Below are 16962 nucleotides of genomic sequence, written 5' to 3' on the forward strand. Positions count from 1 at the left end.
CACCGTAAATTGATCGAGGTATCGTTCCCACGCACCATTGGGAATCTTGGGGTTTCGTCGGCCTGGGGCTGTATAAATATGATCCAGCATGTCTTCGCGGATTAGATAGCGAACGTTGGAAACGGGGATGCCCACTCGTTCAGCTAATTCCCTTGGTGTCTCGAGAATTTTTTGCAATTTCAACTCCTCAATGACTGCACACATATCGAGGCAAAATTTTCGTTTTGCGTTCAGATCGAAACAAAACTACGATAATGCTACCTAAAACGAACCAAATGCCTCTATGAGCGGTTACATTGAATAGAGATAACCATAATCGTGGTCAATGCAACCACAAAAAGGTACATCATGACTGTTCCTGACCTAGGGGTGCGCCTTGCGGCTGTCCGAACCGAGGCGCGTCTGTCACAAGAAGAAATGGCGCAACGACTTAGCATCAGTCGAAGTGCATATCAGTACTATGAACGTGGCCAACGCGACCTAACCGCCACCCTACTTCTGAAGGTTTATGAAGAATTCGATGTCGATCCGCTCTGGATGCTCGAAGGGGACACTGCTGAAGGCAAAAGCCGCCGACATTCGGAAATGGCGCATGCCTATCGTAAACTTGGAATCGCAGTTGAGCACAGAATAATTAATCGCGGCCTTGTTGTAGCACCCGAAAAGAAATGGGACGCTATAGATTTTCTTTTCAAAGAAGCTCTGAGCCCCGAAACGATTGAGGGCCTTAACCAAGTGCCCGATATAGCCAGAATTGACACCATCTTAAGGTTAGTCGCTTGATGTTAGAGAACGAAGTTTTGCGAAAAGCCGAGCAATTGAGGCCGCGCAAAGTGGGCGTGTTGGGCAAGGTAGATAGCATCCTAGAAGAGACCCAACTTGATGCACCGTACCAACCTGGAAGCTCCAACGGAGTTAGGCCGACTAGAGGTTGCCCGAATGCCACGGAATGTGAGGCCTGCGGAGGGATTGAGTATCTTTCTAGAGAGTTTTGTCGTTGCGGCCATTATTTACGTGGCCAACTAGAAGACGAGTACTTGTCATGGGTGCGTAGGCTGGAGCATGAGGTTGAGGAAATATCTACGGATTATTTGCAGAAGCAGAAGAAGTTGAAAAAAGGTTTGATGCTTACAATTCTTCTTCTCACCCCTCCGATAGCCGTTCAAGTTACCAGCCCAGATCTACTAGGGCTTTTCGCGTACCTTTGGATACTAGCCGGGCTTGTTGTTGTGTGTATTCTTGCGTTTATAGAAGCAAGACTTGCGCGCCCAACCAATGATGCTTCTGAATTTCTGCAAAACTCCTCTCTCCAAGTCTATCTGGAACACAGAAATCTAATCTTGAACTCAAGTCCGGATGCTTCTGGATAGACTGGTTCCCTCAAAAGTATGATGGAAGCATGAGTTTTAGTTCTATCGATTTATTTGCAGACTGCTGCGGCCTTTCGCTCGGGCTTAGGATTTGCATTCCCTGGAACTTGTACTTCAACATTTGGTTGCAGCGCGTGTTTGCCCTGATAGGATCATTGAAAATAAGAGATTTTTTCAGGCTAATATTCAGCGCCTCGACAGGCTCGTTGAGCCCGTTCCTGCCGTTTAGCGAGAGTCGGTCTTTCGCATATGCGGTAGGTCAAAAACCGCACATTCCGGACGTTCAAATTCCAGTGTCGGATGGCAAGGCTGCGGACTTTTCAGTCATTGACTCGAAACGTGTTAAGGCAGAAGAATGGATCAAACCGTAAGATGGACAATTTGCAAGCCGTTACAATGTGTGTTGCAAGAGCGATCCAGGCTGAACCTGTTCGGGTACACGTAACCATCGAACTGAAGCTTGTTACACGATCCGCAAATAGTGGCCTCAGCAAAGCATCAGAGCTTAATCGCCACTATCAATCCAAACATTACTCGACCGGTGACCAATTAGTGTCTGGATCATAGGCAGTAATTTCAGCAGCAATACTGAGTGTTTCCGGGCCAAAATCTGCCTCGTAGACTATGCCGTTTTCGCCAACCAGAAAGGAATGGACACCAGTTTCTCCGTAGTCTGCCGGTATTGCCAGCAAGGCATGTCCTGCAACGAAGTGATCCCCGGCGAAATAAGGGTAGGCACCCCCGGGAGCGTTAGGGCCCTGCTCTTGCAGGATTGTGTAATAATAGCCAAGAAACGGCTCGGCTTCATAGTCAGCCTGACCGTCACTCCACCCCGAAGCTGCGGCGCGGGCAAGCGCCGCACCGACAAAGCTGTCTTTTCCAGGCCAGAAGAGACCGTTTTGCTCTTCGGGATCAGAAATGATCGTCTGAGCGAATTCCATAACGCCATTCCCATTATGGTCCACAAGCCGGAAAGCTGCCTGCAGATCAACATAGGCCTCAAGCAATTCGATCACTTCCAACTCATTCAAGCCTATTTCACGAGCTGAAAGTTCCTCGATCCCAGCTTCCAGGTCAAAGCGCCAACCATCATCTTTTCGCAAAATTGGGATAGGAAAAGGCCAACCGTCTTCACCCAGAAGAAGTACAACGCCATCGTCCTCAGGCCGGAAACGATACCCCTCGGCATACATGCCAAGCATTTCCTGCCTTCTTTCTTGATCTTCCGCCGGATCACCCGTTCCAACCAGATCCTCGGCTTCAGGCCCGAAAATTTCGATCAGCTTGCTCTGATCATTAGCCTTCAACGCATCAACAAAAGCATCCAGTGCGGTTTGCGGCGTATCAAATCTGGCTCCTTCAGAGAGAGCCGGGCTTGTGGTCGCGGCAAGCAACAAAATTGAAAATACTGATCTACGCATCTTACCGTCTCCGCTTGCCTTTAGCGGCGTGTCCACGATTGGACGCGCTTTGAGTTCTGCTGCCGGACGCCTTTTTCTTCATCGCTTGCCCTTTGGATGCCGCGGGCTTGCGCTGCGTCGATGCGGCTTTCTTCGCCTGCGGCTTTTTGGCGGTCTGCGGTCTTTGTGCGACTGGCTTTTTCGCCGCATCTGGACGTTTGGTACGATCAATGGCCTGTTGCTTTGCAGCGGCCTTATCCCGATTTGCGTTGCTCCGGTTCGCTAATGCCCCGCCTGCTACAGCCCCCGCACCGGCACCGACCGCAGCTGCTGCCGCCCCGCGGTCCCGGCTAATATCTGTAGCACCAGATTCTCGGCTCAACTTTGCACGCAGCTCATCCGTGCGACCGTCAGGACGGCTAACCGGCAAGTCGCCGCGGCCACCTTCAGGTCTTTTATGGTCCGCTATTTTGTTCCGGGCCTCCTGTTGCCGGTCAGGATCGGGGTTCCATCCGATATCCGTTCGGTCACCTAAATCTATATCATTGCCGATATTGACGTTGCCATCGACGTCTATGTCGATGTTTGGATTTCTGTAAATCGGACCACCGCCCCAGCCACCGCAATTTCGGCACCCCCAATAGTCATACCAATCATCGTCGTCGTCAAAAATTTCGTCGATCAGGGCAACGGCGCCAAACGTTAGTAGTGCTGCGCCCACAACATCCCCGGTTGACGGGCCAGTATAAACCGTCTCGGGATTGTATTGTGGGACGTATACCGTTTCGGGTTCTGTCGGTGTAATTACTACTGTGTCGTCGTCAGACACTTCGACAGTTTGCTCGGGACCTGAAACAAGAGCGCCGCTGTCAATTGCCTGATCCCGCATGACCTGCACCGCATCCATCACATCATCGGACTGGGCCAACATGGCTGTGCCGACTGTCTCGGTCCAGTCGATATGGGTGGCCATCTGACCAACAACTTCGGGAAACGCCGTCGCCAATACGCTGACAGAAGGATCCCATCCCATTGCTTCGATTTCCGGCTCAAGTTCAACGGGGTCGCGGTCGGCGTTATCCAGCAAATACCGCTCAGCCTTAACAATTTCCAATGGCTGGGTGGCCGCGACAAATATCTGTATGAGTAACGTGTCGGGATAAAGAGCAACCGGGGCGACCAATGTCTGCAACTCAGCATCAGTTAGCAGGCTGGACGAGGTTGCCGAGGTATCATCTTTTCCCGCCACATCTTCGGACGACTCTTGCGCTAACGCGAAAGTAGATACGCAAATACCGAATGCAATTAATAGAAACCTAAACATATTGCGATCCTTCGATTTCTTGAAGGATCACCTAAGACTGCGATTCTGGCAACCGGTCAGTCAAATAGACGGTTTTGGGATAATAATGTCCCCCAAACCAAGTTTGAGCGAGCGTTCGCTTTGGGCTCGATGCGGTCATTTGCAAATTACTCGTGAGCGTCTGCTGTGCGGACAAAGGGTGAATCCGCTGCGTTTGCACCAAGGTCTGCAATCTCGAGTAACCGGCCGCACATGTGCGGCTGGTCTTTCGACTTTACCGATCTCAGAGGAGATTTTCAGGTTGGTTCCGCTTCACCGGGGGTGGGACGTTCAGCCGGTTTCACCAAATCCTTTCGGTACTGGCAGGTCAGGCAAGGTCGACGCTCGTCTTTGCAGGGCCCGCCCAATGACCACCCGGCTGATTTCGGTCGTCCCGTCCACGATCCGCAGCATTTGTGCGAGGCGGGACAAACGATCCAGACCATAGGGCTGCAACAGCCCCATACCGCCCAACACTTGCGTGCAGGTGTTCGCAGCCTTCACTGCGGCATCTGGCACAAACCGTTTGGCATGAGCGGCCATCAGTGGGCCCTCAGACGTGCCAAGGGATTCTGCCGCCCTTCGATAGAGCAGCTTGGAGGCTTCAAGATCGGTTGCAACCTCGCCGAGCATCCACTGGATCCCGTCCAGATCGAGGTTCTTGCCACCGAACATCTTGCGGTTCTTGGAATAGGACAGCGCCGTGTCCAATGCGGCTTGCATCAATCCACAGCATCCTGACGCAATCGAAACGCGGGCGATATCGATCGCCATGAGCGAGCCTTGCAAGCCCTGACCGATCGGCAAGATGATGTTGTCGTCACTCACCACGACTGTGTCCATGTACATCTCGGCCAGCGGCAGGAAGTTATAGGACGGGGTGTCGTAGAGCGGACCAAAGCTGAGGCCCGGCGCATCGGCTGGAATGGCGATCATCGCCATATCCTGGTGGCCGGGCTCATTGCTGGTCTTGACCACGGTGAAATAGATATCAGCCTCGGTCGCCAGGCTGACCCATGCCTTCGCACCGCTGATCGTCCATGTGCCGTCGTCATTGATCACGGCCCGCGAATACATGTTTGTGGCATCCGATCCGGATTGCGGTTCGGTCAGTGCAAAGTTCGCCAGTTTGCGGCCAGAGGTCAGGTCTCGCGCCCATTTTTCCTTGAAGGCATCTGTGCCATAGCCGCAGCCCGCGAACGTACAGATGTTATGCATCGACAGGGCAAAGGCATAAGCGCCATCTCCGAGCCCCAGCTGTTCGTAGACCTGAATGCCCTCTGAAAGTGGCAAGCCCTGGCCGCCAAACTCCTCGGGGGCGTAGAGCCCCGTCAGGCCAACGGCCCCGGCCTTGTCTGACGCATCACGGGGCCATGTCTTCGTGGCGTTCCAGGCGTCCACATTGGGCAGGATGACCTGCTCGGCGTGGTCGCGTGCGGCCTGGAGTATGGTGGCGAGTTTGTCTGACATTGATGGATCCTTTCAATGGCGATTGTTCTCAGATGACGCCACAACCCGGCAATCGTGGATGGCCGGACTGATGAGCTATGAAGGCGAAACTTCAGCTGAAAATGCTTCTCTGCGGCAAGACTTAGCGAGCCAGCCCGTTAAGCTCTATCTCGTGTGCTGACAGATAATTGTCCAAAAGTGACAAATGGCCGCTTATGTATGTGATTTGCGATATGCGCTGGGTGTACTGCCGGTCCAGCGTTGAAAGGCCCTGTGGAAATTGGCAGCCGAGGAAAAGCCGACATCATGTGCGATGGCCTCAACGCTTTTGCGTCCCGCTTGTAGATCGCGGATCGCGATGTCGCGCCGCAGGGCATCCTTGATCGCCTGAAACGACGTCCCATCCGACTGCAACCTGCGGATCAGGGTGCGCGGGGTCATGTGCATTGCGGATGCTGTCTGGGTCAGGGTCGCCGCGTCCCATCCCGTTTGGCCCAGATAAGTGCGCACCCGCAGCGATTGGGTGTGTTCACGCGAAGAGGTGAAGATCCAGTCCCGGGGCGCGTTTTGCAAAAACCGGTCAAGATCAGCTGTACTTCGAGTCTGCACTGGACCCAGTGCATTCGGGTCAAACGCGATGGCGGTGGCGGGTTGGCCAAACCGTAGCGGTGCGGGAAAGATGATCGCGTAATCCTGATCAAAGTCCGGGCGGTCAAATGCGAAATCGACGCCCCTGACCGGAACCTCGTGCCCTGCCAGCCAAGACATGAGCCCGTGGGCAAGTTTGAGGATCAGCATATGTCCAAACCGCTGAAGCGGCACTTCGCCTTGTGGTTTCAGGGTAAGCACCAACGCGTTGTCGGCGTCCTCCAGATCAAACTGATAATCATCCAGCAACAAGTTCCAGAACGTTGAAAACCGGTAGAGCGCCGATGCAAGAGACGTGGCTTCCCTGACAGTGGTCAGAAGATGTTGTAGGGCCCTCGGCCGGACGGGTCTGCTCCAAAGCCCCATCATCTCATCACCGGTCTCAACTGCGGCAAGTTGATAGAGGCAAACGATCTGATCCAGCGTGACGCGACCATTCGGCGAGCGCGTATCCGCGTTCAGACCGGACCGGCTAAGCAGCGACGCCATCTGCGCCTCTGGGCACAGGGCACGCAGCGCCGCCAGCCAGTCATCGACAAACTGGCTGGAAACCGTGGAAAGGATCGTTGGCGTGACATTGGTCATAACGCCTCAGGAGGTATCACCAATTCCGGTCGACATGAAACGCAGGCTTGCAGATGGCGGCCTTCGCAGATGACAGAATGTCAATGTCTCAACCAGATAACGCTCTGCTTGAACTCATTTCAGTGGGGTCAGGCGACTTCGAACAACGCTGCGGCCCCCATGCCTCCGCCAACACACATGGAGGTCACCACGTATTTTACGCCACGACGCCTCCCCTCAAGCAGAGCGTGCCCGACTTGTCTCGCACCTGTCATGCCGTAGGGGTGGCCAATCGATATCGCACCGCCGTTCACGTTGTAGATTTCGGGATCAATCCCAAGGTGGTCGCGGCAATAGAGAACCTGGCAGGCAAAGGCTTCGTTAAGCTCCCAAAGGCCGATGTCTTCGATGCGAAGACCTGCATTCTTAAGCAGCTTTGGAATGGCATAGATCGGGCCGACCCCCATCTCTTCCGGTGCGTTTCCTGCAACAGCCATGCCGCGATAGATACCTAGCGGTGTGAGACCCTGTTGCTCAGCCATTTTGCCTTCCATGAGCACACAAGCCGAGGCCCCGTCAGAAAGCTGGCTTGCGTTTCCGGCAGTGATCAGTCCTCCTTCGACAACCGGGTTCAGCTGGCCAAGTGTTTCGGCCGTCGTACCCGGCCTGTTGCCTTCGTCTTTTGACAAGGTCACTTCTTCCAGGGTTTCCTCTCCGGTTTCGCGATTCTTGCCCCGCTTTATCGCAGTGATCGGGACAATCTCGTCATCAAAGGCGCCAGCAGCCTGAGCCCGGGCCGTCCGACCTTGGGAAAGTGCAGCATATTCATCCTGGGCGTCACGACTGATCCCATATACCTGCGCCACATTTTCCGCCGTCATCAGCATCGGCATATAGGCATGTTCAGATTGGGCGATAACGTTTGGATCTTTCTCATCGCCCGCCCATTTCAGATAGGCATTCTGCAGGATGGAAATATTTTCCTGCCCGCCTGCCACGGAGACATTCTGACCATCCACAATGACCTGCTTTGCGGCCGTCGCAATGGCCATCAATCCCGATGAACATTGCCTGTCGATCGTCTGTCCTGCCACCGTATTGGGAAGGCCCGCCGCCAGCGCCGACAAACGCGCGACATTCATGCCTGCGGTTCCCGCCGTAAGGACCGATCCGATGACGACATCTTCGATCGAACCGGGGTCCACGCCTGCACGTTCAACAGCGTGTTGAATGGCGTGCCCCATCATGGTAGGGGATTTGATGTTGTTCAGCGAACCTTTGAAGGCAACCCCAATAGGGGTTCGTGCGGTTGAGACGATAACGGCTTCTCTCATGATTTTTCCTTTTTGGCATCAAAATGCGCGGCAAGTGTTACGCCCGAGGTTGCGAGTTCTTCCAGCAAAGGCGCAGGCGTGAACCACATCTCACCATAGGCACCAAGCGACTGCCGATAGTGGTTCATGCGTTCCAGAATCTGGCTTAATCCAAACTCGTCGGCATAGTGCATTGGGCCGCCGCGCCAGTTCGGAAAGCCATAGCCGTTGGTCCAGATCAGGTCGCAATCACCCGGGCGCGTCGCAATGCCCTCTTCAAGGATCAAGAAGCCCTCGTTGATCAGGGGGAACAGACAACGCTCAAGGATTTCCTGATCGTCGATTTCCCTGCGCTTCACGCCATGCAAGTCTGCCAAATGGGCACTGATTTGAACAATCTCAGGGTCTTCGACCCGCGTCCGCCCCTCGTAGACATAGCTTCCTCGCCCGGTTTTCTGACCCAGTCGGCCTAGTTTAAACAACCTGTCCTGCACAGCCTGGTATGTCGGGTCATGCGCGATTTCACTACGCCGCTCCTGACGCACGCGGGCGCCCACATCGACTCCCGCCAGATCTGCCATCGCATGAATGCCCATGGCCATGCCGAAGCCTTCAAGGACGTCATCCACCTGTTTCGGCGTCGCCCCCTCTAGAAGCAGACGGGATCCTTCGCGGAAGTATGGCTCCAGCATCCGGTTTCCAACAAAGCCGTAGCACACGCCAACCGTGACAGGGAGCTTCCGGATCTTCTTTGCGACCGTGATTGCCGTTGCAATGACATCGGGAGCGGTCTTGGCGCCGCGCCCCACCTCCAGCAAGCGCATGACATTGGCCGGGCTGAAGAAATGGAGACCAATCACATCCTCCGGGCGGGATGTGACTGCGGCGATTTCATCAACATCCAATGTCGATGTGTTTGAGGCCAGTATCGCGCCAGGTTTTGCGTGTCGGTCCAGGGCTTCAAAAATCTGGCGTTTGACATCCATGCTTTCAAACGCCGCTTCAATGATCAGGTCGGCCTCTGCAAGGTCGCCGTAGCTGAGTGTCCCGGTGGCGTTGGCGGAGATTGCCTCTGCCCGATCCGCACTGAGCCGCCCTTTTTGAGCCGCACGCTGGAAATGCTCCCGGACCTTTTCCAGCCCCTGTTCGAGCGCACCTTGCGTGGTTTCCAGAAACGTGACCGGATACCCCGCCTGCAGAAAGGCGATGGCAATGCCGCGCCCCATTGTTCCGGCACCGATCATAGCCACCGATGAAATGCTACGTGGTTGGTCAGCACGGGTAACGCCGGGAACCTTGGTGCATTCACGCTCTGCAAAGAACAGATGCCGCCCCGCCCGCGATTGAGGTGTGTCGAGCAGTTCAGCGAAACCTGCCTTCTCTTGTGCCAACCCCTCGGCCAGCGGCATTTCGCACGCGGCCTCGATGGACACCAAACATCGTTCAGGGGCGACAAGGTTTTTGGACGTGTGCGCTATCTGGTCTCGGAAACCCGCGAGATAACCCTTCGGATCAGGATGTGTGACGGTCATATCCGCGCAACTGCGTTTCGGATCGCCCTCATGGCTGACACGGGTGGCGAAACCCAAAACATGCGCGCGAAAATCCTGGTCGTTCTCAAATAGTGCGTCGACCAGCCCACAAGACAGGGCATAATCGCCTTTCACGGGGTCACCGGAAAGGATCATTTGCGTTGCCACTTCCAGACCGGCAATCCGGGGTAGTCGTTGGGTGCCTCCGGCACCAGGCAGCAGCCCCAGTTTGATCTCAGGTAGGCCCATCACGGCATCCGGCGTGGCGACACGGTAATCACAGGCAAGCGCGATCTCCAGCGCACCACCCATAGCGGGACCTGCTATCGCGGCGATAATGGGTTTCTTGCTGGTTTCAATCGTTACACACAGGTCTGGCAGGTCCGGCTTGTCCCAAACTGCCCCGGTGCGGAACTCAACGATATCAGCGCCGCCGCAATAGAGCGGCAGAGCCGAGCATAGAACGATAGCTTTGACCTGTTCATCGGCGTCCAGCTCGTGGATGGCCGAGGAAAGCGCCAGTCGCATCTTGAGACCAAGAGCGTTCACTGGCGGGGCATTCAGCTCAATGAAAGCGACACTCTCGGTGTGTTTAGTGGAAATCATGTTTGGAAACCTCAATTGGACTGTTTGGCAAGATCTTGTTCGATCTCTGCCCAATCGTCGAAGTGGATTACGTTGCAGGGTGAATTCACGTTCTCGAGCCAGACAAAGACGGAGATGAATGGCTGGTCATAGACCCGGGTGGCGTGGGGATCGCCCGCCGCGTTCCAGATAAGTGATCCAGCCGGATAATCCTGCCAGTCACGGGTGCCAAACCGCCAACCAGATTTCTCGGACAGGTTCAGGTACAGCTCTGGCGCGTCGTGGTTGTGGTCGCGATACAGCGTCCTTGGACCCAGCATGAAAATGCCAAGGTTGAAATCGGGATGGTGATGTCCACATGCGTCTGGCCCAATCAGCAGAGTATGTAGGTTACACTTTGTGTATCCCTCGCCCAATTCGGCACCAGGGGGATAGAATTGGGCGTTGTCTTCGCGCCAGATCAGATCATCCTTGGCCGCTTTCAGACAACCTGCGATTTCCTGCAATTCGGGGGCGACAATCCCGGCGATGGCGTTCTTCAGAACCTCATCGTGCCGGGTTCCTTGGGGAGGTAAATCAATGAGCCTCTCACCCTTCAGGTCCATGGCTGCCAGCTTGTCCAACGTCAGGTCAACGCCGCGCGTGGCAGCTCTGTGAGCCTGCAGATAGGTGACAATGGACCCGATAAGCGCCTGAATACGGCGTTGCTTGTCTGTCATGATTTAAAGTCCGAGCGCGTTGAAATATCTTTCCGCACGAGTTTCTTGTCGAGCTTGCCGACGCTGGTTTTAGGTAGGCGGTCGACAAAGACTATCTCGTCTGGAACTGCCCATTTTGAGATCTCGCCTGCACCGACACGCGACTGGATTTCTTCAATGACTCTCAAGCGCACAAGATCCGGATCGGCATCTTTTGCGGCTTGAGCAACCAAGACCGGCCTTTCACCCCATTTCGCGTGCGGCAACCCGATTGCCGCGACGTCCTCAACGCCGCTGCAAGACGATGCTATGTTTTCCAGTGCCAGTGAGGATATCCATTCGCCGCCGGTCTTGATCACATCCTTGAGGCGGTCAGTAATCTGCAGCGATCCATTCTCGCGGATATACCCAACATCCCCGGTATGCAGATACCCACCGTCCCAAAGCTCATCCGAGGCTTGCGCATTATCCAGATAGCCTTGTGTCAACCAGGGCGCCCGAGCAACAACTTCGCCGGTTGTTTCACCGTCATGTGGGACGTCCTGCATATCCGGTGTTACAACACGAAGGTCGACAAGAGGGCCGGGAAAGCCGGTTTGCGCCTGCATCTCGGGGTCATTGCTGGACAAATCGGCCACCGTCAGAAACGGACAGGTTTCGGACATCCCATAGGCCGCATGCAAGGATATGCCTGCCGCCGCGGCGCGGTCCTGCAGGCCTCGCGGCAAGGCGGCCCCGCCAATGATCACTTTCCATCTGTGCAGGTCAGTTTGCGGGCAGATGGGATGGTCGAGCGCCATTGACAGAACCGTTGGCACGCAATGGGAAAAGGTGACGCCTTCGGCTGCAATCAATCGCAAGATAGTGTCAGGGTCATATCGACCGGGATAGACCTGACGCAGCCCCAGCATCGTTGCGGCATATGGAAATCCCCAGCCGTGGACATGAAACAATGGTGTAAGCGGCATGTAAACGTCGCCGCGATGAAATCCGGCATTCCCGGGCCACGCGCCGAAACCAGCGATCAGACCCAAGGTGTGAAGGACCAACTGCCGATGTGAATAGCTCACTCCTTTGGGATTGCCGGTGGTCCCGGTTGTATAAAACAAGGTTGCCGTTTGGTTTTCATCGAAGTCCGGGAAGTCAAAGCTGCCTGGGGCTTTGCCTATCCACTCTTCATATCCTTCTCCGTCTCCAATCGGCACGATGGTGATGTCCCGATCAAAGCCCGATTTGATACCCTCAACGAGCGGCATGAAATCGCGGTGCACGATGATCAGATCCGGTTGCCCATGGTTGATCGTATAAAGAACCTGAGCAGGAGACAAACGCACGTTGATCGTGAAAAGGGACGCGCCCATCATCGGGATCGCGAAAAAACACTCAAGATAACGGTGCGTATCCCAATCCATGACACCGACGCGCATACCCTCATGTATCCCGCTCGCCTTTAAAGAATTGGCAAGTTGGCGCACGCGTTTGCCCAAGTCCGCATAGCTCAACCGCATTTCGGTGCCGCTGACGATCTCTTGGCTGGCTGACACAAGCTGGGATCCGGCCAGCAAGTGTTTAATCAGCAACGGATAGCCATATGCATTTGGCGAAGGTGAAAGTGGCGGCATGAAGGTGGAATCCTTGAGCTTCTTTAGCCCCTAATCTGGCATCTCTTCCCCAGTTGAAGAACTGAAAGAAATTTCCGTTCATCAAGATATTCTAACCGATCACATCGCACCGCGAATTGCGTGCTACCCCCTGACAGGTTATGAAAAAGAGTATCAATACCCTGCTATATTCGCGCCCGTCGTCGGATAACTCTGCTTGAGGGTAAGCAGAATTGATTTCATCGAGGAGATGCAGCAATGACCACTCACATGCCCACGCTGGTTTCACTGCGCGCTTTTGAGGCGGTGGCGCGTCACAAGAGTTTCCGAAAGGCCGCTGACGAGATTTGTGTGACGCATGCGGCAGTCAGCCACCAGGTCAAAGCATTAGAAACAACAATCGGTGTTAAACTACTGGAACGCACAAGCCGTTCGGTCGAGCTAACACCGGCTGGCGAGCAATATTACCCGCCAATACGCGAACACATTCAGGGAATCATCAAAGCCACTCGGCGCATCCAGACACCTGAGGAACCGGACGTGTTGCTCGTTCAGTCCTACGCAAGTTTCAATACAATGTGGTTACAGCCCAGATTGGCTGAATTTCTTCAGGATAATCCGGACACACGCGTGCGCATCGTCTCGACCTTTGAAGACGGTGATTATGATATGCACCGGTTCGATGTGGGCGTGTTCAACGCGCCACCGTTTGATAAGAGATTTGACTACAGCCCCTTGTTCGAAACCGATATCTACCCGGTATGTGCTCCGGAGGCCTTGAAAACCGCAAGCGGTGGAATGCCGCTGGAAGAGCTCAGAAATTTCCTTCTGCTTAGTGTCCCAAGCACATGGAATGAGCCGGATGACTGGGACTGTTGGTTGGATGCGGCGGGCTTAGATCGCGAAACGATGAAATTTGGCTCTGTTTTCGACAATTACCCGCTTGTCCGTGAGGCTGTTCTAAATAATCACGGTATCAGCGTCGCAAGGGCACCGTTTTGCGAGCGTGATCTTGAGCGGGGGCGTCTGGTTAGACCCTTCGACATTTCAGTACCCGAGCCAGGCCGCTGGTATCTGGCGACGCAAAAAGAGCGTGCACCCAACCCCAAGCTCGATACATTTATCGACTGGCTGTTCGAACAGATCGAGGCCGACCCAACCATGCGGCTATTTCGGGCCTGATCTGTTGAATTCCAGCTCTGCCGTCAGCGCGCTTCAGGACTGACGGGCACCGGCCTCGGATGCGACGCGAGGGACAAGAGCGCGAACCAGTTCAGTCATATCCAGTGAGCCGACTGTCTTCTCCCCATCCTTGACAACATAGGCGTGTGACGTATCCCCGCCGGACCGCGCGATCATGCTTTCGAGCGTGTCGTTCACGTCCACTTCGCCATGGGCATCTTTTGGCACTTTGCCACCGACAAGCGGGGTCATAATCGAGCGCACCCGCAGAACCCGTGCGCGGTTGATGTCGCTCACGAAATCTTCGATATAGGGATCGTTGGGGTTCAGCAGGATATGCTGCGGCTCACCCTGCTGCACGACAAAGCCGTCCTTTAGGATCACAAGGTGATCGGCCAGCTTCAACGCCTCATCTAGATCGTGAGTGATGAAGATGATGGTCTTGTGCAGCTCTTTTTGCAGCTCGAGCAGCAGGTCCTGCATGTCGGTTCGGATCAGTGGGTCAAGAGCCGAGAAAGCCTCGTCCATCAGCATGATCGGTGTGTTCGCGGTCAGCGCCCGGGCAATGCCCACACGCTGTTGCATCCCACCGGACAATTGCGCTGGATAATGGTTCTCGAACCCGCTAAGACCCACGCGTTCCAGCCATTTTGCGGCTTCACGGTCGCAAGTCGTCTCGTCCTCGCCGCGCACCGAGAGCGGCATGCCTGCGTTCTTCAGCACGGTTTTGTGCGGCAAAAGCGCGAACTTCTGGAACACCATCGACATCTTTTCCTGTCGAGCATGGCGCAACCCGTCCTCGGACAGTTGCATCACGTCCTCACCCTGCACGATGATCTCGCCCGCAGTGGGTTCGATCAAACGGTTCAAGTGGCGGATCAGAGTAGATTTCCCAGAGCCGGACAGGCCCATGACCACTGTGATTTCCCCCGCCTGCATATCGATGTTGATGTTGTTGAGCCCCAACACGTGCCCGTGCTGCGCCAGCAATTCTTCCTTGCCCATGCCATCCTGGACATGGTGCAACACGTCCTTGTCGCGGGCGCCAAAGATTTTATAGAGCCCGGACAGGCGGACCATTGGCTGTGTCATTGAACCGGCTCCTTAATGTTTGACTTGGGTCTTATCGACCCGTGTGAGAGCTGCCTTTGACACGCGGTCAAGGATCACGGCCAGCAGAACAATGCCGATACCCGCAACGATGCCCACACCCAGTTCAAGGTTTCGGATACCGCGCAACACGTTCACGCCAAGGCCAGGGGCCGAAACAAGAGAGGCGATCACGACCATGGCAAGGCTCATCATGATGGTCTGGTTGATCCCGGCCATGATGTTCGGCAACGCCAGCGGCAATTGTACTCGCATCAGTTTCTGGCGGTCATTCATGCCAAAGGCATTGGCCGCTTCGATCACATCCCTGTCGACAAGCCGGATGCCCAGATCGGTCAGGCGGATCACCGGGACAATCGCGTAAAGGATGATCGCAATCCCGTACAGTTTGGATTCCGTGACCGAGAACAAGAAAATCAGAGGGATCAGGTACACGAATGTCGGCAGGGTCTGCAGCAGGTCGAGCAACGGAACGACGCCTTTTTGCAGTCGGTCGGATTTCGACATGGCAATTCCAATGGGCACACCGAACAGCACCGAAATCGTCGTACACACAAAGACGATCGACAGGGTTTGCATCGCCACATCGTAGTGGTCTACGAGGGCCAGCATCATAATCGAGGCGGCCACGAAGATCGTCACAGGGCGCGAACGTGACGCGTACCAGGAAATCGCCACCAGAAGCGGGACCATGATGAACCATGGCGTCGCTTCAAACAGCCAAAGTGCGCCATCCAATATCCAGCTCAATGGCTGTGTGATCGGGTCCAGAACGGTTTTCAGGACCGGTTTGGCTGCCAGAAACCCTTCTTCGATCCCGTTGGTTACATCGCGCGACTGCCATATGCGGTTGCAGCTTTCGTGCAGATTATCAAATGAGGGAATTGGAATGAGCGGCCCAGAGGCCTCTTCTCCTCCTGCTTGCGCCGCAAGGTCCGCCAGCGAAAGAGGCGCTTTGTCATCTGACGTGCCACACCATTCGCTCAAACCCAATGCGCTGAACAACTTGTCATAGAAGGCCATTTATCCCACTTTCCGATCTACTTCAGTGCGTTAGGGGCATCGCTGAGGATGCCCCTGTCCATGCAGTTTACTGCAGCAATGCGGAAAGTTTGTCGCGCGCAGCATCGTTAAGCCACGCTCCCCAGACATCCTTGTAGGTCGTCAGAAAGTGCACCGCACCTTCATCGTAGGAGGCATTGTTGTCCTCGACCCATGCCAGCGTTTCGCCCATCTGTGCGTTGGTGAAGGACAGATTTGTCATCAGGTCAGACACTGCTGCGTTTTCGGCCATGAATTCTTTCGACAGAACTGTAACGACTTCACTGCGGGGGAAGGCGCTCATTTCTGGCGTCGCGCATTCCGCTGTGATGTTGCAGGCGTGCTTTTCAGGGTCATGGGGGCCCATATCGACCAGGGTCATCGGGTATTTGCCCAGTACCGATGTCGGTGCCCAATAAAAGCCGAACCACGGCTCTTTGTTTTCGTAGGCGGCAGCGATCGAAGCCGCAAGGGTTTCGCCTGATCCATGCACGAAGTTTTCAATGCCTGCATCAATCAGCCCGCCTGCCTTCATCAGGTTGGTGCTGACATTCAGACAGGTCCATCCCTCGGGGCAATTGTGAAAGCGATTTCCGACGAGTTCGGGGTTGGCTGCGATGCCTTCAATTGTTGCCAGTTCCGGATGCTCCTCCACAAGGTAGTTCGGAACAAAGAACCCTTCGACACCGCCATCTGACAGAACTTCGGTCACAGGAATGATTGCACCTGAGTCAACCAGCCCTTGGTAAGCCGGCGCGCCGTTTGTCCAGATTTCAGTCAGAATATCGGGCTCTCCTGTCTCGGAAACGGATGCCAGCGCAGGGTTGCTCGAGAGCGGAACCGTGGTCACTTCGCAACCATAGCCTTGCTCCATCAGAAACTTCGAGACCGCGGTCACAATTTGCGCTGACCCCCAATCGGCCTGCATCAGTGATACTTCACCGCATTCGTTTGCCTGGGCCGCCGAAGCGGTGATTGCCGCAGCAAATACGCACCCGAGACCCGCTGAAATCTTGAACATTTCTTTCCTCCTTGTCATCGGCGAAACAGGGGCAGAGAAACGCTCCAAGCCAAAATTCGCCTTGTTTGTAGCGATGATTTGTACAGACAGGCCTAATAGCAAAAAA

The 16962-nt window shown here is 54.9% G+C and carries 13 protein-coding genes; 2 read left to right on the top strand and 11 right to left on the bottom strand.

The features are described 5' to 3' along the window. The first annotated feature begins 348 nt into the window (after window positions 1–348). Window positions 349–783 carry a helix-turn-helix domain-containing protein gene (locus tag AC2FID_RS08375; protein WP_131726293.1) on the top strand — a complete coding sequence of 145 codons (435 nt, stop codon included), beginning with the start codon at window positions 349–351 and terminating at the stop codon, window positions 781–783. Between the two features lie 1117 nt (window positions 784–1900). On the opposite strand, the gene AC2FID_RS08380 is transcribed toward AC2FID_RS08375, so the two are convergent. From AC2FID_RS08380 to AC2FID_RS08415, 8 genes are all read right to left on the bottom strand, one after another. Then, a complete protein-coding gene (locus AC2FID_RS08380; RefSeq protein ID WP_299665347.1) occupies window positions 1901–2791 on the bottom strand; it encodes a DUF2950 family protein in 891 nt (296 codons plus the stop codon). Between the two features lies 1 nt (window position 2792). Further along, window positions 2793–4094: a DUF3300 domain-containing protein gene (locus AC2FID_RS08385; RefSeq protein WP_299665344.1), complete on the bottom strand. Its 1302-nt coding sequence runs from the start codon at window positions 4092–4094 to the stop codon at window positions 2793–2795. A gap of 309 nt (window positions 4095–4403) precedes the next feature. Further along, complete coding sequence (locus AC2FID_RS08390; protein ID WP_299665341.1) at window positions 4404–5582, bottom strand: acyl-CoA dehydrogenase family protein; 1179 nt, start codon at window positions 5580–5582, stop codon at window positions 4404–4406. Window positions 5583–5774: 192 nt separating this feature from the next. Further along, window positions 5775–6794 (bottom strand): AraC family transcriptional regulator, encoded by a 1020-nt coding sequence (locus AC2FID_RS08395; RefSeq protein ID WP_170520204.1) that lies wholly within the window; start codon window positions 6792–6794, stop codon window positions 5775–5777. A gap of 128 nt (window positions 6795–6922) precedes the next feature. Beyond that, window positions 6923–8107: an acetyl-CoA C-acyltransferase gene (locus AC2FID_RS08400; protein ID WP_209509591.1), complete on the bottom strand. Its 1185-nt coding sequence runs from the start codon at window positions 8105–8107 to the stop codon at window positions 6923–6925. Further along, the gene (locus AC2FID_RS08405; RefSeq protein WP_298856007.1) at window positions 8104–10224 is read right to left on the bottom strand and encodes a 3-hydroxyacyl-CoA dehydrogenase NAD-binding domain-containing protein; all 2121 of its coding nucleotides are present in this window, start codon (window positions 10222–10224) and stop codon (window positions 8104–8106) included. The genes AC2FID_RS08400 and AC2FID_RS08405 overlap by 4 nt, the downstream gene beginning before the upstream one ends. Before the next feature lie 11 nt (window positions 10225–10235). Beyond that, on the bottom strand, window positions 10236–10922 hold the full coding sequence (locus AC2FID_RS08410; protein ID WP_014880570.1) for a dimethylsulfonioproprionate lyase family protein: 687 nt from the start codon (window positions 10920–10922) through the stop codon (window positions 10236–10238). Continuing rightward, complete coding sequence (locus AC2FID_RS08415) at window positions 10919–12523, bottom strand: fatty acid--CoA ligase (protein ID WP_496836334.1); 1605 nt, start codon at window positions 12521–12523, stop codon at window positions 10919–10921. The genes AC2FID_RS08410 and AC2FID_RS08415 overlap by 4 nt, the downstream gene beginning before the upstream one ends. Before the next feature lie 237 nt (window positions 12524–12760). Here AC2FID_RS08415 and AC2FID_RS08420 point away from each other — a divergent pair, with 237 nt between their 5' ends. Beyond that, window positions 12761–13684, top strand: a complete 924-nt coding sequence (locus AC2FID_RS08420) for a LysR substrate-binding domain-containing protein (protein WP_298856016.1) — start codon at window positions 12761–12763, stop codon at window positions 13682–13684. A 33-nt stretch (window positions 13685–13717) separates the two neighbouring features. Here the strand turns inward: AC2FID_RS08420 and AC2FID_RS08425 are convergent, their stop codons facing one another. The 3 genes from AC2FID_RS08425 to AC2FID_RS08435 all read right to left on the bottom strand — a co-directional run bounded on the left by AC2FID_RS08425 (window position 13718) and on the right by AC2FID_RS08435 (window position 16856). Then, complete coding sequence (locus AC2FID_RS08425) at window positions 13718–14776, bottom strand: quaternary amine ABC transporter ATP-binding protein (RefSeq protein ID WP_298856018.1); 1059 nt, start codon at window positions 14774–14776, stop codon at window positions 13718–13720. 12 nt (window positions 14777–14788) lie between these two features. Then, window positions 14789–15817, bottom strand: a complete 1029-nt coding sequence (locus AC2FID_RS08430) for an ABC transporter permease (RefSeq protein ID WP_496697843.1) — start codon at window positions 15815–15817, stop codon at window positions 14789–14791. A gap of 67 nt (window positions 15818–15884) precedes the next feature. Continuing rightward, the gene (locus tag AC2FID_RS08435; RefSeq protein WP_058274113.1) at window positions 15885–16856 is read right to left on the bottom strand and encodes an ABC transporter substrate-binding protein; all 972 of its coding nucleotides are present in this window, start codon (window positions 16854–16856) and stop codon (window positions 15885–15887) included. Between the last annotated feature and the right edge of the window lie 106 nt (window positions 16857–16962).

The organism is Ruegeria sp. CDSC068, from assembly GCF_059610545.1.